Origin of the sequence: Paenimyroides viscosum, assembly GCF_003858535.1 — a bacterium.
Classification (GTDB): Bacteria; Bacteroidota; Bacteroidia; order Flavobacteriales; family Flavobacteriaceae; genus Flavobacterium; species Flavobacterium viscosum.
This window is the reverse complement of the sequence record NZ_RQTJ01000007.1, coordinates 57,764-79,336: the sequence shown is the minus strand read 5'-3', so window position 1 is coordinate 79,336 and position 21,573 is coordinate 57,764. Positions and strand designations below refer to the sequence as shown.

Sequence of the window (21,573 nt, the reverse complement as noted above, 5' to 3'; positions counted from 1 at the left end):
CTGTTTTATTATTTACTCCCTTTAGCTTTTATCATTTGTTCCAGCATATCCCATAATTCTTTCGGGATATTTTCCAACATATTAAATTCGCCGGCACCTTGCAGCCATTCACCACCATCGATAGTAACAACTTCACCGTTTATGTATTGCGAAAAATCGGAAACTAAATATGCAGCTAAATTCGCTAATTCCTGATGATCGCCTACACGTCGTAATGGAACTTGTTTTGTAATATCAAACTGATCTTTTAACTCGCCTGGCAATAATCTGTCCCAAGCACCTTTTGTAGGGAAAGGTCCCGGAGCAATGGCATTCATGCGAATTCCGTATTTTGCCCATTCAACCGCCAAACTGCGCGTCATTGCCAATACACCCGCTTTTGCTGTTGCACTTGGCACTACATAGCCCGATCCTGTCCAAGCATACGTTGTAACAATATTTAAAACCACTTTGTTTTTCTCGCCTTTTTCAATCCAATGTTTTCCTAAAGCAAGCGTACAGTTTTTGCTGCCTTTCAAGACAATATCAATAATGGTATCAAAAGCATTGGCAGATAAACGTTCGGTAGGAGAGATGAAGTTACCGGCCGCATTGTTTAGTAAAACATCTACTTTTCCAAATGCCAACAAAACTTGTTGCAACATATTTTCTACCTGATCGTAATGACGAACATCACAGGCAATTGGCAAGCATGTTCCGCCGGTTTTTTCTTCTAATTCTTTTGCGGTATTTTGTAGTTTTTCTATATCGCGAGATGTAATCGCTACTTTAGCTCCTAATTCTAAAAAGTAGGTTGTCATGGCTTTGCCTAAACCACTGCCGCCACCTGTTACAATAATAACTTTATCGTTTAATGCGTCGTCGCGCAACATTTTCTGAGAATAATCCATACTTTACTATTTGGTTGATAGGTAAATATACAAAAAAGTATGCGTGCATACTTTTTATTTTACAAAATATGTATTCCTTAAATATTTTATTAGATAAAATCGTAACTGTAATAAATACATTCGTAAATAGCTAAGATCATTGCCCATTTGTGCTCCTCGGAATCCAATCGGATAGGTTCATTAATAATAGAGTATGCTTGATATTTTTCTCTACTCAATACAGGAACTTTTTGGTGTGAGGCTTTGAAACCTCGAGGTTTATAGAATGGATTTTTTTCAAAAGGTTTTTTGTTAAAACTTTTATTTAAAACGACCTTTTTGCCTGAAGGAAAATGAAGCTCATAACTTCTTTGTTCTTTTTGATTACCGAACGGAATTAAGTTTCCATTACTTATAAATTCAAATCTAAAAGCGGGATCTATTCTGTCTAAAAGTGCAATTATTTCACCATTGGAATTTAATATATGTTTAAAATTTACAATTTTACCTATATATGAATCATTGTATTCAATACTTATTTCAAAATTTTTTAATTGATAGAAAATTCTAAAATCGGTAGATTGAGCAACTATTTGAACATCAGAACCACTTACTTTTTCTATTCTTTGAAAAGCAATAATGTGTTCATTATTAAAGGTCATCAGATAACCTTTAAGTTTACTAAAAATAATGCGAGAGCTAATATAATTAAGATGATTAATGATTTCTGAAAGTTCCCGATTGTTCCATGGGCTTAGATTTTTGACCATACCTTGAACTTTCTGAATCATTTGTTCTTTTTCTGTTTTTAATTCATGGTTGTTTCTGCTCTTTAAACCTTTGGTAATTACCAAAATAATGAGAATGATGGGAACAACAAACATTAAAACAATAAATATTGTAAAAAAAATCACAAACATAAGCATCACATATTTATTTGTTTACAAAGTAATTATCGAATAATTCTGATCTAACGGATGTAAATTTTCTAATAAAGTATCAATCATTTTTTGACCATAATCAACATATAATGTCGAAAAGTTACCTATGCGTTCTTGCAAACTATTGTTTGGAAACAAAGCAATTTTTAAATCGAGCATTCGGTCTAATTGTTCTTTGTTTTTCAATCGTTCGGCTTTAAAATAACGCTTTTCAAGATTTTCTAAACCTTTAATTTGTTTGGTTTCTTGTGCATTTACCGCACCAATAAACGATTTGTTGGTTTGCAGTGTAACTTCTTTTAAAGCAGTAAACTGATCTTTTAAAAATTGTTTTTGCTGTTCAAAATCAAATACATGTTGAGCAAAATCTTTTGTTTTCTTCTGAATGAAATCATCAGTCTTTAAAAATAATTCTTCCCACGAAAGGTTTAATTTTTCTCGTTTTTGATTTTGTTTTTCGGTTGCCAGTAAAACAGAATTTCTCAACAAAAGCATGGGGAATGGTGTGTTATGCAGTGTGAAAACTTCTTTCAGTTCTAACCAATAAGCCAATTCGCCGCCGCCGCCAATGTAACACAAATTAGGTAAAATAACTTCCTGATACAATGGACGTAAAATAACATTTGGACTGAATTTCTCAGGATTTGTATCAACCAAATGCAACAATTCGTCTTTTGTAAACTGCAAATCGGTATTTAAAACTTTGAATGTATCTTCTTCAAAAACAATACGTTCTCTCAATCCGTGTTCAATAAAAAACAAATTAATTTCACGTGGATTTACCTGAATAATGTAATCCTTTAAAATATCATAACTTTTCTCGACTTCCTTAAAAGACGACTGATTTTGTAACTCTTCTTTCATAGACGGAATAAAAAGTTGTTTCAATTCCGTATCATCACCATCAACAATAACCAAACCTTGATTTTTGAACAGTTCATTCGCTAAATAACGCGTGGCATCGGCTAAGTTATCGTGTTTTAAATAAGCGTTTTCAAACAAAAGGGTAAGTTCGTTTGCATTGTTTCCTAAAGGTAAATGCTTTTTGAATTCATCAAAAACCGCTTGTAGTCCATCGGTATTCAATCTGCCAACCGGACCCGAAACTTCCTTGTTCCACTGACATTTCTTTCGGTTAAAATTAAAATAGTTGATCTCATCAAAATCATGATCTTCCGTCGCCATCCAGTAAACAGGCACAAAATCATATTCCGGATACGTCTTTTTTAATTCCTTACACAAATTGATTGTTGAAATAATTTTATATAAAAAATACAACGGACCCGTAAACAAATTCAATTGATGTCCCGTAACCACCGTAAACGTATTGGTGTTTCCTAACTGTTGAATATGTTGTAGCGTAGCAGAAGAAGTTTCTGAATTTGCATATTGTTTGCTTAGCTGTTGCACCAAAACCTTGCGATGATGTAAAGGAAATGCTTGCTGTTTCTCCTGAATTTGAAGTTTGAAATTTTCTAAAGTAGGAAAACGATTATATAAAGGAGATAATCGAGCATCTTGATTGAGATAATCGATCATTAATTTCGAAAAATAGCCCGTTTGTGAATAAGGGATTGAAAACATCATTTGTTTTTGATTTGTCCAAAGTTAACAAATATGTAATGATATTGTAAACTATTTTCGGGTTAAACAAATGATAAAGTATAGATTATTGTTTGTCAACACGAACTTTTTTTAGCATCTCATCTTGCGTTTCTACTTCGTTTATTAAATGAGTGAGACCCTGAATCAATTTCAGGGTGACAGTTTGCTATTCGTCATGCTGCACTTGATGCAACACCTCATACTGATTTTAGTGTTATTTAGTTCCAGGTTTACAGTAGTAAGTATTGTTTTATAGTTGCTTTTTTTAATCGTATTTTTGTACAAATTACAATTCGTTGGAAACACAAATTTTATTAATCACGCCGCCTTTTACACAATTAAACACGCCTTATCCGGGAACGGTTTATTTAAAAGGATTTTTGAATACAAAAAATACTTCTTCCTATCAAGCCGATTTAGGTATTGAAGTGATTTTGCAATTGTTTTCGAAAAAAGGTTTACAAGATTTGTTTTCGTTTATTGAGCAAAACCAAGGCGATTTAGGCGAAAATGCGAGACGAATTGTAGCTTTGAAAGACGATTATATTCAGTCGGTTGATGCTGTAATTTCCTTTCTTCAAGGAAAAAATCCTACATTGGCTAATGCCATTGTGCACGATGATTATTTACCGCAAGCTTCTCGCTTTTCTCAATTAGACGAGCTGGATTGGGCGTTTGGGTCCATGGGATTTCAAGACAAAGCCAAACATTATGCGACTTTGTATTTGGAGGATTTATCAGATTTAATTATTGAAACCGTTGACGAAAATTTTGGCTTTAGTCGGTATGCTGAACGTTTGGGAAGATCTGCCAATTCGTTCGACGAATTGTATCAAAAATTACATGAAGAACCAACTTATATTGATCAAATTACCCTTCAATTATTAGAAAGGTTGATACAAAAAACAAATCCTAAAATCGTTGGCTTTTCAGTTCCGTTTCCAGGAAATTTGTACAGTGCGTTTCGATCGGCTCAATACATCAAACAACAGCATCCGCACATAAAAATTGTTATGGGTGGTGGTTTTCCAAATACCGAATTGCGCAGTGTTTCTGATGTTCGAGTGTTTGAGTTTTTCGATTTTATTAATTTAGATGATGGAGAAGCGCCAACAGAGCAATTGATAAAATTTGTGAATAATGAAATTGATCAAAGTGAATTAAAGCGTACCTTTCTTTTAGAAAATAACGAAGTAAAATACATCAACAATCCGTTTATTAAAGATTACAAACAAAACGAAGTAGGTTGTCCTGATTATACCGATATCGACTTAAATCAATACATTTCTGTGATCGAAGTAGTCAATCCCATGCACAGATTATGGAGCGACGGAAGATGGAATAAATTAACGATGGCTCATGGTTGTTATTGGGGAAAATGTACGTTTTGTGATATTTCGTTAGATTACATTAAAGTGTACGAACCTATTGCGGCTAAAGAAATTGTTGATCGTATGGAACAACTCATTGCTTCAACCGGAACTTCAGGTTTTCATTTTGTTGATGAAGCTGCGCCACCGGCATTGATGCGCGAAGTAGCAATTGAAATCATTAAACGTAAACTAACGGTCTCTTGGTGGACAAACATTCGATTTGAAAAAAGTTTTACGTTAGATTTATGTCGATTATTGAAAGCATCGGGTTGTATTGCAGTTTCGGGCGGATTGGAAGTTGCATCAGATCGCTTATTACAATTAATTGACAAAGGAGTTACGGTTGAACAGGTGGCACGAGTGAATAGAAACTTTACTGAAGCCGGAATCATGGTTCATGCATATTTAATGTACGGTTTTCCTACACAAACGGCTCAAGAAACGATTGATTCGTTAGAAATGGTCCGACAAATGTTTGAAGTAGGTATTATGCAGTCGGGCTTTTGGCATCAGTTTGCAATGACGGCTCACAGTCCCGTTGGATTAAATCCTGAAGCGTTCAATGTTATCAATCATTCTACAAATTTAGGAACCTTTGCGAATAACGATATGGTGCACGAAGACAAATCAGGAGCGAATCACGACAAATTTTCGTTCGGATTAAAAAAATCACTCTTTAATTATATGCACGGATTGTGTTTTGATTTTCCGTTGCAAGAATGGTTCGATTTTAAAATTCCGCGTACAAAAGTAGCACCCGATTATATTGTTTCTGTTTTAGAAAATGAAGCTTTCCCTATTTTTAAATCAAACCAAAAAGTTGTCTGGTTAGGAACAAAACCTATGTTGGAACATTTTACCAAATCGAAAAAAGGCAGAATGTTTGAAAAAGCACGAATAAGTGTACATTCTAAAAACGATTTGCTACAGGTTGAGGTTGATAAGGAAGCAGGCGAGTGGTTTGTACAGTTTTATAATGATTTAAAAGTAAGTCCAAAAGGAACATTGTCTTTTCAGCAGATGAAAACCAGTTTTGAAGAACAAACAAACGAAGATTTTGAACCTTTTATCTTTTCAAAACAAGGCGAACAATTGCGTGATTTTGGGTTATTGATTGTTTAGTAATTTATTTAAAAAAACGTAGCATCCTTTTATTAAAAAGGAAGTTACGTTTTACCGAAAAGGAAGTTACGTTTTACCAAAAACGAAGTTACGTTTTACCAAAAACGAAGTTACGTTTTACTAAAAAGGAAGTTACGTTTTTAATTAACCTTCCTTAAAGCCTTTTCAACAACTAAAATCATTAACATACTTCCAATAATCATAACACCTACTGCTAAAATAGTATCGTTAGTTTCATTGGTTTTAAACAAGCCCTTTGTTGGTGAAAGAAAAGCAAAAATTAATCCTATAAGCATCATTATTTTGGCGCTGTATGTTTGAGCAAAATTCCATTTTTGCTGACTTTGCATTGATGACGCAGTTCTGTATCCGTAAAATGAATTAATTTTTTTTGGCGGAAAAACATACATAATTGTTCCGGCAAGTATAAAAACAATACCGACTAACAACAACATTTGGTTGCAATATTCTAAAATAGTATCCATAGTTTTATAGGTTTAATTCGTTTATGGGTGTCGTCCAAATTAGGTAGCTTAAAAGTAATCCGCCGAAAAACAATAAAGCTATTACAAATAGTTGAAACCATTTCTGCCAACTTTTATATTCGTTTTTATCGTGCTTTTTTCCGAAAATGAATAACGGAATCAATCCCCAACTTATAGTCAGTATTATAGAAATCGGGACTATTTTTTCGTTATCAATAAAAAAGATGGAAAGGTTAGAAACAGCTAAAATGGCAGCAATCGTGTAAAAAACAATGTGATGCAGTTTTACGATGGCTTTAAAATCAACGTTTTTCTTTTTATCTTCAGCCATTGTATTGTAGCCGGCAAGTAAACTACCGGCATTTTCTTCGTTCAAAAGACTGGCAATAAGCGCCATAATAAAAGCAATTATAAAACCTGCGTACATTATTTACAGTTTAAGAGTTCTACTACTTTTTCTAATTCTTGTGGTTTTTGTGTGCCGATAACCATTGTTTTACCGTTTTTAAGTTTAATAAATAATCCTTTAGTTCCTTTGGTATTATAAACTGTTCCATTTTTCATGGTAAATCGAATGCCCCAACCACCAACAAATCCGTAATTGATTACTTTATAGGTTTCTATTTCATCATAAGAATAGTTGCGTTTTACAAATGGAAAAAATTTAAACGAAATACCTTCTTTAGTGATTTTAGTTTCTAATCTCATCAATAAAAAAAGAACAATAATTGATAATGATACAACGGTAGCTAATATCAAAGAATTATTACTCATTAGATTGTTTCCAAATGGTTCACCGTTTATGAATTGTTTATAGATTCCTATAAATGGTACAAAGCATGTTGAAATGATCAGCAACCATATCCACCATTGGGTAAAGCGTTGTTTTTCTGTGAATAGGGGTTTCATAACTTGTTTTGTTTTAAGAAACTTACAATTGTTTTAATTAAATCTTTATGAATTGGTAATTCTGGATTATTGTATGATTCCATATTTTGCTGGTCGTTTTCGACTTCTTTAAATACATGATTCATTTTTTCTATGATAACCATTGAAGATTTTGGATTTGCTTTATGTAGTAATTCTGCTTCTTTTTGACCTACTTGCAGATCTTTTGTTCCATTAACAATTAAAATGGGAATGTTTAATTTTGCAATTTCAGTTTGTGGATTTCTACTAATCCAGTCAATTAAAAAAGGTTGGTTCTGTTCTGCAAATAATGCTTGAAGCATTGGGTTAACATCTTTCACTATTTTTCCTTCTTTTAATTGCGTTAAAATTTTATTGGTATCATCATTTAACATTGGAGCTTGCTTGTTTAATTGCTCTTTAAGAATAACATCAATTGAATTTCCTGCACCTGCAAGAGATATAAAAGCAGCAACATCTTTTTTAGATGCACTCATACCAACTAAAGAACCTTCGCTATGTCCGGCAACAATAATATTTTTATAACCCAAATTGTTTTTTAAATAGTGAATAATGGTTTGTGCATCATCTATTCCATGTTGAAAATCTAATGAAGGTATTTCTTGCTGACTTTTAACAGAATAAACAACACGTTTATCGTATGTAAAAACACTGTAGTTATTTTCGGCTAAACCTTCGGCTAAAAACTTATAAGAATTATTTACTGCCATTCCTAAAGTATTTCCGTTTCGATCTGTTGGTCCTGATCCTGCAATTAATAAAATAACAGTTTCTTTGTTGGATGTTTCGTACAGATTTCCCTGAAGTTCTTCTGAAACTTTTAGTTCTTTAACATTAGAATTTTTTGATTGCTCAGAAATATTCTTTTTAGCTTCTTTTTTTAAATTAAGTGTAAAAGAATACGTTCCTTGTTTAAAAGTTCCTTTAATATTTTGATTATCTGTTAATGTACCTTCATAGGTCATGTTCATTTGATCGTGAGATAAAAACAACGTATTGTTCTCAAAGCGAATTGAAGACATTGCTATGCCCTGAACACCTTGATTTGGACTGTCTGAAGTTGCTTTTAATTGACCGTTTTCTTTGCTTACATGCAATACAAAAGGTAGTTTTTGATTGGGAATTTCAATGTTTCCGCTCCATGTTCCTTCAATTTGGGCAAAAGAAGTAAAGCTGAAAAGTAAAATAAAAAGAGCGATAATTTGTTTCATAGTAAATAGGCGTTAAAAGTTTTTGGATAAAGTGTATGATAATATTATGGAAATAATAATAAGTACGATTAAAATTAGATAGTCTGTAACTTTCTTTGAATTTGTTATTGTTTTAAACCCAAAATAAACAATTGTTCCTATTATAACTAGAGCAACAAGAGCAAAAAATGAAAAACTTGACAAAACAAGAACATCAATTGTTGAAGAAGGTAGGGTAACTGATATCTTATTTTGATTATCAACAACAGGTTTCATTTTACTAAATGTTCCTAAAATATTCCACAAAGTAAGTACGTAATATGGAATTCTAATATAAAGAGCTAAATTTAAACAGTCAATAAGTCTTGTTTTACGATTTATAATTTTTCCTGCTATAAATAGAACCAACATCATAGTTAATACAGCCGTAATGTTTCCTAATACAGAATGCAATAAAACTATTTCCGATTCAAAATGTAAATCAATTGGCGACCCAAAAACACCTCTCAACAAAACGGCAAGTGCTGTACCAACTGCAAAAATAATAAGATTTACAATTAGTAATTTTCTATCATTATAAAATTCAATAGGGTTTAATAATTTTTTCATAGGTTATATATTTAGGTCTTTAATGTGTTGTATCATATCGTCTAACTGGTTGCGAACCGTTGGGTAGCTTATACCTAATTGTGCTGCCATTTCTTTTAAACTGCCACTTGCTAAAAAAAATTGTAGTATAAATTCCTGTTCTTTGGGTGATAATTGCAAAAACACAGGCAACGGATAATTTCCTTGTACCACCGTTTGGCAGGTTTCGCAACTTAATTGCGATACACTTAACAATGTTTCGCAACTGGGGCATAATGTAGGTAATTTTGATTTCATTTTAAATAAAATTAAACGATTTTTTAATTTTGTTGATTCAAATGTAAATAAAATTTAGTTTTTGTGCAATAAAAAATCCATCAAAATGAAATTGATGGATTTTAGTTTGATATTGTAATTACCCACAGATGCACGGATTTGTAAAATAATAGGTTTATATCTAATATGTGAATATAAATTTAATTGACTAAAATTTATTTAGTATATAAAAGAATTTATCAGTTTATATATAAAAAATATCTGTGTATCTGTGGTAAAAAGACAGGTTAATGACTTTTACTTTCTGCTGATTAAATTCCAATTAATTAATAAAACGGCACCAAGAATTATTACAATTCCAATCCATTGAGAAAACAGTACTTGTTCTTGCAGAAATAGAAAGGCAAAAGCCACCGAAACGGGTAGTTCTACTGCCGAAACAATACTTCCTAAACCAACACCAATTAGCGGGAAACCTTTGTTTAAGAGGATAGGAGGTAAGATCGTTCCAAATACCGAAAGCAAAATTCCCCAAGTGTATAAAATAGATGTATCAAAAGGTTTTACAGCTATAAATTCACTGCCAACTAAATTAAAATTAAAATAGGTTGGTAATAGTTGGGTTAACATGGCAAAAATAAAAACGATACACGCACCACCTAAAAGCATAAAAAAACTTCTTTTAAAAGGATTCAAATATTTTGCAACGCTGTTTGTACTGTATAAGGTAATAGAAAACGAAACTGCGGCAAGGAATCCGAATAAAAATCCTTTAAAATCGTAGGTTATAACATCACTGAATATATTTGTTGCCAATAAAGTTCCCAATAAAACAAAACCAACTGCAACTAGTTTTGCAAACGATGGAACTTTTTTATTGATAAAAGCTTCAATTAAAACCCCAATCCAAACCGATTGCATTAATAAAACAACCGCAATAGATGCATTAATGTATTTAACACATAAATAATACAGCACACTGGTAAACCCCATTGATGTGCCACTTATTACCAATTTAAGAATGTTTTTCTTAGTTGCAATTTGCGTGTTTTTAATGAATAAATTTATTACAAACAAGCAAATAATTGCAAAAACATATTGAGAAACTGTAACTTCGGCAGTGGTAAAACCTTGTTGGTACGCCATTTTTACGAACGATGCTAACATACCGTAACTACTGGCGCCTAATGCTACAAACAATGTTCCTTTTATAGTTGAATTCAAAATAAATAATTTAAATAAAACAAAAAAGTCTGAAGAAAACTTCAGACTCATTTATAATGATTAATCTTACATCATTTCATCCATATCATCAGATGGTGATTGTTTTCTTTGATCTTTTTGTCGGTCTGCTTTGGTTTGATTAAAACGATACGTAAACGACAGGTTTATGGTACGTTCTCTCCACTGCATTTCAGAATAAGAAGTTAATTGTGCAATATTGGTTTCCATAATACGCTTTCTAGAATTAAATAAATCTTGAACGTTTAACGCAATGGTTCCTTTATCATTTAACACATCTTTACTTAGTGCCATATTTACAGAACCTACACCTAAAATTTTACCTTGAGCCGTTTTTTGACCTCCACTGTACATAAAGTTGGTTTGCCAGTTAATTTTTGCAGGTAATGTAATAGTAGAATTAATTCTACCGTTCCATGTAAAGGCATTGTTATCAAAATTCTGGGTTTGTGTAGTTCCTTCAAAATCAACATACGAATAATCGCCACGTGTTGAAACTTGGAACAGATTGGTATTTGCATTAATACGCCACCAACGCAACGGACTGTAATTTGCATTCAACTCTAAACCATAACGATATTCGGTAGCTAAATTTATAGGACTACTAATTGTAACCGGAATTCCTTCTTCGTTTACACCGTCAACTCTGCGTACAAACTGTGTAGCATCGGTAGTATGGTTAAAATATAACGAGGTATTTAATGTAAGGCGACCAATACGTTTCATGTATCCCAAATCAATCGCGTTTGTAAACGAAGGATCTAAATCTGGATTACCCATGAAGAAATTGATCGAACTTGAATAATTTGAAATTGGATTTAACATGCGTCCGCGCGGTCTGCGTACACGTCTGCTGTAACTTGCAGTAACGTTTTCGGTATCGCTGAATTCGTAATTAACAAAAGCACTCGGGAAAAAGTTGTTGTACTTTTTCTTATTGAAATCCATTGTAGTCATTTGGTTTACATCAATTTCGGTGTATTCCCAACGCAAGCCCAACATGTAGCTAAATTTGTTTATTTTATCACCAAACTGGGTGTATAACGCATGAACTTGTTCTTTGTACTGTAAATCGTTTCTAAACAAATCGTTCGGTTCTAAATCACCGTTGCTGTTTAAAGTATTTATGTTGAATTTGGTATTTAAATCGTTGAAATTTCCTAAATAACCAGCTTCAAACTGACTGTTTTCGTTAAACGGTAAAACGTAATCTACACGTGCAATGTGGCGTAATTCGTTTTCGGTTGCTTTGGTAACATCTTGTGCCAATACGGTATTTACATCGTTGGTTGTTGTGATAGCCGAATCTTCGATATCTCTGTTTTTGTTGATGCTTCCCGAAACAAATAATTGATGTCCGCTTTCGTTAAACTTATAAGTAAAATCTGTAGTATATTCTACGGTTTCTTTAAAATCATCTTCTTCGGTTTGACGTATATTCTGATAGATTAAATTTCTACCTGCATCATAATTAGAATAATTTAAAGTACGTGGATTATCACCGGTACTTTTTCTGTATGTTAAATTATTTGTCCACGTAAGTTTATTGGTTAAATCATAATCAATACCAATGTTTCCGTTGATGCTTTCACGTTCACGTTTATTTTTAGAATACTCGTCTACAAAGCTTGATGTATTTCCATTATCATCAAAATACTGCGATTCGTTTAACGAGTTTCCAAAGGTTTTGTTTTTAGCATAACCAAGGCTTGAATATAAATTGAATTTATCTTCGCGGTAGTTAACCGTTGCATTTGCACCGTAACTTGTAGGATCGCCCACATTTGCTGTTACGCTTCCGTTGATACCTGCATTGCTTCCTTTTTTAAGGATGATATTAATGATACCCGCACCACCTTCGGCTTCATATCGTGCCGATGGATTAGTGATAACCTCTACACGGTCTAAAGATTCTGATGGAATCATCTTTAAAGCATCGCCAATATTAGCTGCCATTCCCGATGGTTTTCCATCAATTAAAACTTTAACCGATTCATTACCACGTAAACTTACATTTCCTTCAGAATCAACTTCAACAGACGGAATATTATCTAATACATCACTTGCATTACCACCTTTTACAACAGCGTTATCGCCTACATTATAAATACGTTTGTCTAATTTTAATTCTACAGCAGCTCTTTGAGCTTGTATAACAACACCTTCTAGAATTTCAGAATCGCCTTCAACTTTTATAATACCTAAATTTACCGATGAGGTAATTTCTTTAGCATCAATAACAAAAGTTTTATAGCCTAAATATTCAATACGTATTTGGTACGTATCAGGCGTAACTGGAATATTAAAGTTTCCTGAATCATCAGACACATCGCCGGTAATGTTGTTAGAATTGGTAGTACTTTCAATAGTAATACTTGCGTACTCTAAAGGAGTGTTTGTAGTTTTTTCTACAATTGTTCCGGTAACAAACACCTGATCTTTTTCTTGTGAAAAAGCAGCGGTAGTAGCTAAAGCAAAAACGGTACAATAAACGTAATTTATTGCCTTCATATAGTTCGTATTTATTTTTTTACAAAATTACTCTGCCCGTTCTGAATTTTTCTAAATTTAATGTTAAATGGTCTTGAAAAATAAGAGAATTATAAGATTTCATTAATTTTTTCAAGTGGTCTTGCAATTACTGCTTTATTTCCGTTAACCACAATTGGTCGTTCAATTAATTTGGGGTTAGCCACCATTGCTTCAATTAGTTGATCGTCGGTTAAAACTTTATCTTTATAATTATCTTTCCAAATACTTTCCTTCACTCGTACCAAATCTATTGGTTTAATTTTTAAAAGCGCAATAATGTTTTTTAGTTCGTTTATTGTTAATGGATTATCTATATAATTTATAATTTCAACCTCATTGTTTTGATCTTTTAAAAAACACAAACCTTCTCGCGATTTGCTACAACGGGGATTATGGTATATTTTAATCATGGTGTTTTACTTTATTTACTTTTACAAATTTAGTTAACTTCGTAGACAAATATTCTACTTTATGTATTTAAAACAATTTAATAAAGATTCTTCAAGCATTTTAAAATACATGCCTTACGTGTTTTGTTTTTTAGGTTTTATGGCGCTAAACATTATTGCATCTAAACTAATGGCAGTAAATTCTTCGGCAGTTATCGAAGATACAATTATTAAATTAGGAAAAAACGGTACGTTGTTAACATTGCTTATTCCATTTGCTTTTTTTCTACTATTGCTTTTTTTATGGTGGAAGTTTATACATGGATATTCTGTAAAACAATTAACAACTGCAAGAACAAAAGTAGATTGGAACCGAATCTTCTTTTCGTTTTCGTTATGGTTTTTCTTTAATTTGATTCTTTTAGCGATAAGTTATGCTTTAGAACCTGAGAGTTATCAGTTTCAGTTTAACATCACCGCATTTATACCATTGCTTATAATTGCATTAATTTTTATACCGATACAAACCAGCTTTGAAGAATATTTTTTTAGAGGATATTTTATGCAGTTTATGGCATTTATATCTAAAAATAGGGCAGTAGCTTTGTTTTCTACATCTATAATTTTTGGATTGATGCATTTTAGTAATCCAGAAGTTTCAAGCATGGGTTTTTCTATAATGATATTTTATATTGGTTGTGGTTTGGCATTAGCAATTATGACGCTTATGGATGACGGTTTAGAGCTTGCCTTAGGTTTTCATGCAGCAAATAATCTTTTCGGAGCCCTTTTTATAACTACAGAATCGGCTGTTTTTCAAACAGATGCACTTTTTGTTTTTGATGGCGAATCAAATATTTATGAAATTTTTATACAGGTCTTTATTATTTTTCCTATCTTGTTATATATATTTTCAAAAAAGTACAATTGGGCAAATTGGCAACAAAAATTATTTAAAGCTATTTAATTATGGAAAAGAAAATTTGCATACACCCCGATTTTAAGCTTAATGGACACACTTACAATAAAGAAAGCATAAGCGAATTAGCAATTACTTTAATTCGCGATGGTGAAGCACATGAAAAAGATTTAGGTAATTTAATTTTAGAATGGTTTGATGATAATGATTATATAAGTTTAACCACCTCTGGTACCACAGGAAAACCTAAAGAAGTAAAATTAAGCAAAGAAGCCATGGAAGCATCTGCCTTGGCAACAGGTGAGTTTTTTAGGCTTCAGCCCAAAGACAAAGCCTTACTTTGTTTACCTACACATTATATTGCAGGTAAAATGATGTTTATTCGTGCAGTTGTACTTGGTTTAGAACTCGATTTTGTGAACCCAACCAAAGAACCTTTAAAAAACAATGACAAAATTTACGATTTTGTTGCAATGGTGCCCTTACAAGTACATAATTCTATAACACAAATAGAACAATGTAAAACCTTGATTGTTGGCGGAGCAAAATTAAACGAGAATACCAAGAGCATTTTAAACGAAATGATGGTAAATGTTTACGAAACATACGGAATGACCGAAACAATTACCCATATTGCTGCTAAACGTATTAATGAAAATTATTTTACAGTGTTACCACACGCTAATATTTCGCAAGATGAAAGAGGTTGTTTGGTTATTGAAGCTCCTTTGGTTTCTGATAATTTAATTGTAACCAATGACTTGGTTGAAATGCCCAATGATATCCAGTTTGCATGGATTGGCAGATACGACAATTTGGTTAATAGCGGTGGCGTAAAATTGGTACCCGAAATTATTGAACAAAAACTGGCAGACTATATTCCGTACCGTTTTTATGTAATTGGAAAAGAAGATGTAGAGTTAGGTCAAAAATTGGTTTTAGTTATAGAACATGCTCCTTACACATTAGTACCCGAAGCATTTTCTAGTTTAGAAAAATTTGAAAAACCCAAAGAAACTATTTTCGTAAACAAGTTTAAAGAAACTCCTACCGGAAAAGTTTTAAGAAGAGAAACAATTAATGAATCAGTTCAAGTTTAACAAAGTTTACATTTTTAGAAAATAGTTTAGGGTAACTATTTTCATTCTTTTAAAAAGTATTCACGTTAAATCGTTTTAAATAAAACAGGAAATCCTCTTAATATAAGAGGATTTTTGTTTAATAAACTTCAGATAATTCCACTTTAGTTCCATCTTCCCGAGTTATAGAAGCTTTAACCGATGTAATTTTAAAGTTCTCATCTTCGATATCTTTCACCGATTTATTAACATCCTTAAAGATATCAGTTAAAGTTTTATAATCGTTGTTTAATAACTCTTTATCCGATTTTTTGTTTGAAACAACAATAGTTTCCTTTCTTTTAGCTAAAAGTTCTTGACGTTGATTTTCTCGTTCTTTTCTACGCTGTTGTGTTTTTTCTGAAATTTCGTTTCTTTTCTTTAAAAGTTGCTGACGACTTTTTTCCCTTTCTTTTCTACTTTGTAAAACAATCTCTTTTCTCTCGGCAACTTCGTTTCTTTTCTTCATTGCTAATTCTCTTGCGTTTAAAGCTTGCGTTTTCTGTTTTAAAGAGGCAGCTCTGTTCATTTCTTGTTCTTCTTTTTTCTTTTGAGCTGCTTTTTTTAGTTTTTCGAAAAATTCTTTACCACTATTAGTATATACTGCAGCATCTTTTTTAGCTTTTGTTGTAATTAACAATACACCGTCTTTTGCTTTATCCCCGTATTTTTCAATTGCTTTTTTATCTTTTAAAACATCAATACGTTCAATATCACCGGGATAAATTTTCCTGAAATCGCTAGGATTTATTTCTTTACCATCAACAATATAAACTATCTTATCATTTGACGAACTACCTATGCCTTTTATAGTGACATGAGTGTCTTTATCATTTAGTTTTTGTACTTGTATTTTGTTTGAAGAGGAAAGACTGTCTTTTCTTTGCTGATTTATTTTATTAATGTGGTTTCTTAATTCTTCTTCAGTTGATTCTTTACCATTGATAAGGATTTTATTAGAAGGTTTATCTGTATTATCATCTGCAATTTTAAATAAGAATGTTTCAGTTTCGCTAGTTCTTGTTGTTAATTTAATTTCGGTCACATTTTCATCAACAGACATTGATCTTATTGTTTTAGTATCAAAATCCTTTAATTGCTTTTTAGTCAAAAGCACATCATCTACATAAATAGGATATTTTGATGCAATTCTGTCAAAAGCTTTCCTGTCAGAAAGTAATAGTTCTAAATCTTTCTCTAAATTCGTTATATCTTTTATCTTTTTAGTTTTGATTATTACAAGATTATCAACAGCTTCATTAAATTTATCTTTTGTTTTTTGATCTCTATGAACGCTAATAGATAAAATATCTTTTGGATTTAAAGTATAAGCGGCTCCTTTTGAACTTTTTTTACCATCAATTAAAAAAGTTACTGTTTGATTCTCACTTATTTTTTTTGTCCAACTTCCATCTTTCCATTCATCATCTGTAATTATAAAATTGGGTTCAAATTGGTTGTCAACTGTATAAGAGTATGTAGGTTTAGCAGAATATTTTTCAACTTTAAATGGTTCGGCTTTGTTTAAATTTACAACTATTAAAAACGGTTCAATGTTTTTATCTAATGATCTTTCCGATGAGGATATTTTATAATCATTATTTCTAATGGTATAATCTAAAGATTTAATTTTGTTGTTATCATACTTAATGTTTCGTACACTAAACTCAATATTAAAATCTTCTTTAAGGGTTTGGGATAGTTTTTCAAAATCATCTTTTGTAAAGTTTTCTCTTACTAAAAAAGAAGTTTCTTCGATTTCCTGCACTTCAATATTTTCTTTAATTTGTGCTACTGTTTCAATCTGAAACAAGGCAAAGAAAGCCACCAAAGCCGGTGTTGCTAATAAAAATTTAAGTTTTTTCATATTTGTTGATTTTTTAGAGTTTATTTGTAAAATGCGGTTTTTAATTTCGCTTGCATTGTACGAATTCACAAATTGAATTGTGTGTTGCGTTTGAAACTGCAACAGATTTTTTTGATACAGCACACTTTCTGTTGTTTCAATCATTTTTTGATCCACAATAAATTCCAGATTGGTGTTTATAGCCCGCTGCATTACTTTTACCAACGGATTGAACCAGAAAACCGCAGCAACTAATTCAACTAAAATAAGATCAAATGTGTGTTTTTGCTTTAAGTGGATGCTTTCATGGTCTAAAATCAGTTGGTGATTTTGCCATTGAAAAAAGTTCTCCGGAACAACAATCCATTGATAAAAAGAGTAAACAGTTTTACTATCTGCAGAAATCTTAATGTTTGAGACTCCTAAACTTGGCAGTTTTTTTATAGAACGATACAGTTTTGTAACAGCATATATTTTTCGAATTATTAAAATGAAACTTATAAAAAGAATCAAGTAAACTGCCATTTGTTGCAAATCGATGGTTTCTAAAAACGATGGTTCTTCAACAACTTCCTTAATAACAGTAGTTTCGTAATCAGTCACAAAATATTCAACAGGAATTGGATCAACCAAAACCGTTTTTGTAAAAGTTACCAGCGGAGCCGTGATTGCAACGATAATTGATCCTATAAAATACCAACGGTTTAACTGATAAAAAGTTTCTCTTTTTAAAAAGATCAGATAAAAAAGTCCGAAAAAGATCAGCAGTAAATTTGCTTTTAAAATATAATCAAGAAACGGATGCATAAGCTATTTTTTTTGATTGATTTCAATGATTTTCATCAGCTCGTCAATTTCAGTCTGTGATAATTCTTCTTCTTTAACAAAATAATTGACCAAATTTGAAACCGAATTACCAAAATATTTTTTAATAGAATCTTTCACAAAAACACCGCGATAAGCTTCTAAACTGATTATTGGGTAATATTGATGCGATTTACCGTAGCTTTTATGTGCAAGAAATCCTTTTTCTTCCAACAAACGCACAATGGTAGAAAGTGTGTTGTAATGTGGTTTAGGTTCTGGCATCTCTTCTAAAATATCGTTTACAAATACTTTTTTCAGTTGCCATATAACCTGCATTATTTCTTCTTCTTTATTCGTCAGCTTTTCCATACTTCTGTTTTGATATCACAAATGTAAACTAAAATTTTAGTTATACAACTATTTATTTAGTTTTTAAACTATTTTTTTAGTTGATTGTTTTTGAATATAAAAAAAAGCCCTAAAATCTTTAGGGCTTTCTGCTTATTTTTTTATAAACTTATAAGGAACGTTATTTATATTTAAAATATATGTTCCGGAAGAAAGTTGAGAAACATCGATTGATAAATTTTCATCGGTAGTTTTTAAATTTTTTATTAACTGACCTGAAGTTGTATATATAGTTATTGATTTTTCGTCAGAATTATCCGAATTAATATTTAACGTATTTTCTACCGGGTTTGGATAAATGTTATATTTCTGTTTTTCTAATTCATCTATTGAAAGACTCGTTGCAAAAATAACTCCATAATCTTCTATATCCCCAATGTTATACTGTGTTGTACAATTTAATTTTGCATTTGTAATACTTGTACGTTCACTAATAATTCTCATTCTTAACACTTCCCCTTTTTTAACATTTGTTGGTGGTAAAAAATTATAAGAATATACTTTATTGTCAGTCAACGGTGGTATTGTTTCTTGCAATATTAATTCGCTTGATTCAAATGTTCCATTATCATTATAATCTATATAACCTTGAAGAATTAAGTTGTCATTAACAGAACTATGATTGTTAGATACTGTAATGTCCAATTTATTAGGCTTGTCAAACGCAGCTTGTGTTATATTTGTACAGCTAAAATCTGTATAGCCTTGATTAATTCCAATAGGCGTGCTGTTATTTATATAATGCAGTTTTACATTATTAATTGAATACCTAAAATTACCAAGATTAAAAGAAGTTGGTGCACAGTAACTTTTAGTGCTACTTGGAAGAATTTCAATAATATTATTTTTTGTAATACTATTTGATCCTATATTATTTGTTGCAGTTAAGGTAATACTGTAAGTTCCTGTTTGGTTTAGCGTAATTGTAGGGTTAGGTTCTGTTAAGGTAAGTATTGTTTGACCATTTTTAGTAACAACCCATTTACTACTATAATTAGCTAAAGTGGTATTATTAAACGTATTCAAGAAACAAGTGGAGGTATTTCTTAAAGTAATTGGCGCACCAATACAAAAAAACTGTTTGTAATACGAAATACTATTGTTTATCAAAAACTGAGCTTGTGGTGCTTGAGTCATTTTAAAAACACTATTAGTAGCTGGCAAATACGATGATCTATAAAAAGTAATTGCACTTTGCATTCTGGCAATTTGTAAAGGTGTAAAGACTTTTTGAAACTCATTATTGGCATAAGACATATAATTGTGCTTATAAGTAGAATTGTTGTTTCCAGAACAACTATTTGCGGCAGTTAAAACTAAATCGTTTGCATGCGTTTTTGTATGTGGTGGAGTATCTGCAACACAATCACCGTCTGCACCGCAACCATTAACTTGTGCCGGACAGTTTGTACCTGTTGATCCTTCGAAAGTATGCATTAAATTTAAACTGTGCCCCAATTCATGTGTAAGTATTTCGCTGGGAGTACTATTAACATATTGTGAAGCAATAAATGTTCCATCATGTGTTTTGCCATGTGCAGTTGGGTAATAAGCATAGGCAGCAACGTTTGATGATGATGTTATTTTATTTACAACCCAAATATTATAATATTGATTAGAATTCCAATTAGATAATGATCTTATTGCAGTTGCATCAACACCATTGTTTGCGGTTGTATATGCATTTCCGTATTGTACATAGCTTTGGTTATTACCAAAATTAACACGATTAATACCTGTAGAGCAAGATCCATTTGGTGCTTTGGTAGCTAGTACAAATTGTATACTAGTATTACCATTGCTAGGATGATTGTGGTTATTTTTAAAATGATTATTCAATCCTTCTAATACATTATAAATATTTACATCAGGAATGTTTGATCCAATTCCAAGAGGTTCGCCGGCATGTATAATATGAAAAACTACAGGAATATAATAAGTAACTGGATTTTTAGATTTTAATTCAATCTGTTTTTGGTAAAATTTCTCAAATTGGCTGTCATAATCTTCTGCAAGTATATATTCTGTACCACAAGTGTTTTCAAGACGTTCTGTTTGGGCATTTAGTAATAAGGCAAAAAAGAGAAAAGTAATAGTAAATAGGTGTTTCATATATTGTTATTTTTTGTCAAAAATAAATAAAAATTAACATGTTTGATTCGTTTAATAAATAAAGTTGTTATTTTTTTGATTAAATTTAAAATCAAACTTATATCTACTTACTATTAAATAACAGATTGTGAAATTACTATACTACCTTTCAAAAAACTTAAAGCCTATTCCATGCAAATTTTCAATTGAAACAGAATCATCATCTGCAAAAATTTTACGAAGCCTTGATATAAAAACATCTAAACTTCTTCCCATGAAATAATCATCGTCACCCCAAAGTGCTTTCAATATTTCTTCGCGTTTTACAACTGTATTTTTATGGTTAATGAAATAATTCAGCAGTTCCGATTCACGTTGAGTGAGTGTAACAGTTTCATTTTCAAAAATAAGTTTATAATTTTTTGTGTCAAAAGTATATTTCCCGACTTTTGGTAGATAAGTTTCGGAGTTATTTTTCTGTGTTCTTTTTAGGAAAATTTCAATTTTCAGGATTAATTCTTCAATGCTGAAAGGTTTTACAAGATAATCATCTGCGCCAATTTTCAAACCTTTAATTTTATCTTCTTTTAATGTTTTGGCTGAAATAAAGATGATAGGGATTTCAGAATCAAGATTTCTTATTTCCTGCGCCAATTCAAATCCGTCTAATTTTGGCATCATAATGTCAAACAAACAAATATCAAATAAATCAGATTTGAACTTTTCCAAAGCCGATTTTCCGTCCGTACAATGGACCACCTCATAGTTTGGTTGCAAACTATCTTGCGTTAAAAATGCAATAGTTTCATCGTCTTCAGCGTATAAAATTCTATATTTCATTG

General features: G+C 31.5%; 19 protein-coding genes. 3 read left to right on the top strand and 16 right to left on the bottom strand.

Going from position 1 to position 21,573, the window contains the following annotated elements; genetic code table 11:
• Positions 1-8: 8 nt before the first annotated feature.
• The 3 genes from EG242_RS04745 to bshC all read right to left on the bottom strand — a co-directional run bounded on the left by EG242_RS04745 (position 9) and on the right by bshC (position 3,397).
• The gene (locus EG242_RS04745) at positions 9-890 is read right to left on the bottom strand and encodes an SDR family oxidoreductase (protein WP_162497622.1); all 882 of its coding nucleotides are present in this window, start codon (positions 888-890) and stop codon (positions 9-11) included.
• Between the two features lie 89 nt (positions 891-979).
• Positions 980-1,789 carry a hypothetical protein gene (locus EG242_RS04740; protein WP_124898762.1) on the bottom strand — a complete coding sequence of 270 codons (810 nt, stop codon included), beginning with the start codon at positions 1,787-1,789 and terminating at the stop codon, positions 980-982.
• Positions 1,790-1,810: 21 nt separating this feature from the next.
• On the bottom strand, positions 1,811-3,397 hold the full coding sequence (bshC, locus tag EG242_RS04735) for a bacillithiol biosynthesis cysteine-adding enzyme BshC (protein WP_124898761.1): 1,587 nt from the start codon (positions 3,395-3,397) through the stop codon (positions 1,811-1,813).
• Positions 3,398-3,711: 314 nt separating this feature from the next.
• On the opposite strand from bshC, the gene EG242_RS04730 reads away from it, so the two are divergent.
• Complete coding sequence (locus tag EG242_RS04730) at positions 3,712-5,910, top strand: B12-binding domain-containing radical SAM protein (RefSeq protein WP_124898760.1); 2,199 nt, start codon at positions 3,712-3,714, stop codon at positions 5,908-5,910.
• Between the two features lie 140 nt (positions 5,911-6,050).
• On the opposite strand, the gene EG242_RS04725 is transcribed toward EG242_RS04730, so the two are convergent.
• The 9 genes from EG242_RS04725 to arsC all read right to left on the bottom strand — a co-directional run bounded on the left by EG242_RS04725 (position 6,051) and on the right by arsC (position 13,563).
• Complete coding sequence (locus tag EG242_RS04725; RefSeq protein WP_124898759.1) at positions 6,051-6,395, bottom strand: SdpI family protein; 345 nt, start codon at positions 6,393-6,395, stop codon at positions 6,051-6,053.
• Between the two features lie 4 nt (positions 6,396-6,399).
• A complete protein-coding gene (locus EG242_RS04720; RefSeq protein WP_124898758.1) occupies positions 6,400-6,822 on the bottom strand; it encodes a DUF3784 domain-containing protein in 423 nt (140 codons plus the stop codon).
• Positions 6,822-7,304, bottom strand: a complete 483-nt coding sequence (locus EG242_RS04715; RefSeq protein ID WP_124898757.1) for a hypothetical protein — start codon at positions 7,302-7,304, stop codon at positions 6,822-6,824. Before EG242_RS04715 ends, EG242_RS04720 begins: the two co-directional genes overlap by 1 nt.
• A complete protein-coding gene (locus tag EG242_RS04710; protein WP_124898756.1) occupies positions 7,301-8,536 on the bottom strand; it encodes an alpha/beta hydrolase family protein in 1,236 nt (411 codons plus the stop codon). Before EG242_RS04710 ends, EG242_RS04715 begins: the two co-directional genes overlap by 4 nt.
• 12 nt (positions 8,537-8,548) lie before the next feature.
• Positions 8,549-9,124: a hypothetical protein gene (locus tag EG242_RS04705; protein WP_124898755.1), complete on the bottom strand. Its 576-nt coding sequence runs from the start codon at positions 9,122-9,124 to the stop codon at positions 8,549-8,551.
• Positions 9,125-9,127: 3 nt separating this feature from the next.
• Entirely contained in the window at positions 9,128-9,400 is a 273-nt protein-coding gene (locus tag EG242_RS04700; RefSeq protein WP_124898754.1) for a DUF2089 family protein, read from the bottom strand.
• A 276-nt stretch (positions 9,401-9,676) separates the two neighbouring features.
• Positions 9,677-10,603: an EamA family transporter gene (locus tag EG242_RS04695; RefSeq protein ID WP_397257961.1), complete on the bottom strand. Its 927-nt coding sequence runs from the start codon at positions 10,601-10,603 to the stop codon at positions 9,677-9,679.
• A 66-nt stretch (positions 10,604-10,669) separates the two neighbouring features.
• Entirely contained in the window at positions 10,670-13,132 is a 2,463-nt protein-coding gene (locus EG242_RS04690) for an outer membrane beta-barrel family protein (protein WP_124898752.1), read from the bottom strand.
• Positions 13,133-13,221: 89 nt separating this feature from the next.
• Complete coding sequence (arsC, locus tag EG242_RS04685) at positions 13,222-13,563, bottom strand: arsenate reductase (glutaredoxin) (protein WP_124898751.1); 342 nt, start codon at positions 13,561-13,563, stop codon at positions 13,222-13,224.
• A gap of 61 nt (positions 13,564-13,624) precedes the next feature.
• Here arsC and EG242_RS04680 point away from each other — a divergent pair, with 61 nt between their 5' ends.
• Both EG242_RS04680 and EG242_RS04675 read left to right on the top strand, forming a co-directional pair.
• A complete protein-coding gene (locus EG242_RS04680; RefSeq protein WP_124898750.1) occupies positions 13,625-14,509 on the top strand; it encodes a CPBP family intramembrane glutamic endopeptidase in 885 nt (294 codons plus the stop codon).
• Between the two features lie 2 nt (positions 14,510-14,511).
• On the top strand, positions 14,512-15,561 hold the full coding sequence (locus EG242_RS04675; protein WP_124898749.1) for an AMP-binding protein: 1,050 nt from the start codon (positions 14,512-14,514) through the stop codon (positions 15,559-15,561).
• 118 nt (positions 15,562-15,679) lie between these two features.
• Here EG242_RS04675 and EG242_RS04670 read toward each other — a convergent pair whose 3' ends face one another.
• From EG242_RS04670 to EG242_RS04655, 4 genes are all read right to left on the bottom strand, one after another.
• Entirely contained in the window at positions 15,680-18,232 is a 2,553-nt protein-coding gene (locus EG242_RS04670) for a M56 family metallopeptidase (protein WP_124898748.1), read from the bottom strand.
• Positions 18,233-18,235: 3 nt separating this feature from the next.
• Entirely contained in the window at positions 18,236-18,601 is a 366-nt protein-coding gene (locus tag EG242_RS04665) for a BlaI/MecI/CopY family transcriptional regulator (protein WP_124898747.1), read from the bottom strand.
• Between the two features lie 132 nt (positions 18,602-18,733).
• Positions 18,734-20,752: a M43 family zinc metalloprotease gene (locus EG242_RS04660; RefSeq protein ID WP_124898746.1), complete on the bottom strand. Its 2,019-nt coding sequence runs from the start codon at positions 20,750-20,752 to the stop codon at positions 18,734-18,736.
• A 141-nt stretch (positions 20,753-20,893) separates the two neighbouring features.
• A complete protein-coding gene (locus EG242_RS04655) occupies positions 20,894-21,571 on the bottom strand; it encodes a response regulator transcription factor (RefSeq protein WP_124898745.1) in 678 nt (225 codons plus the stop codon).
• Between the last annotated feature and the right edge of the window lie 2 nt (positions 21,572-21,573).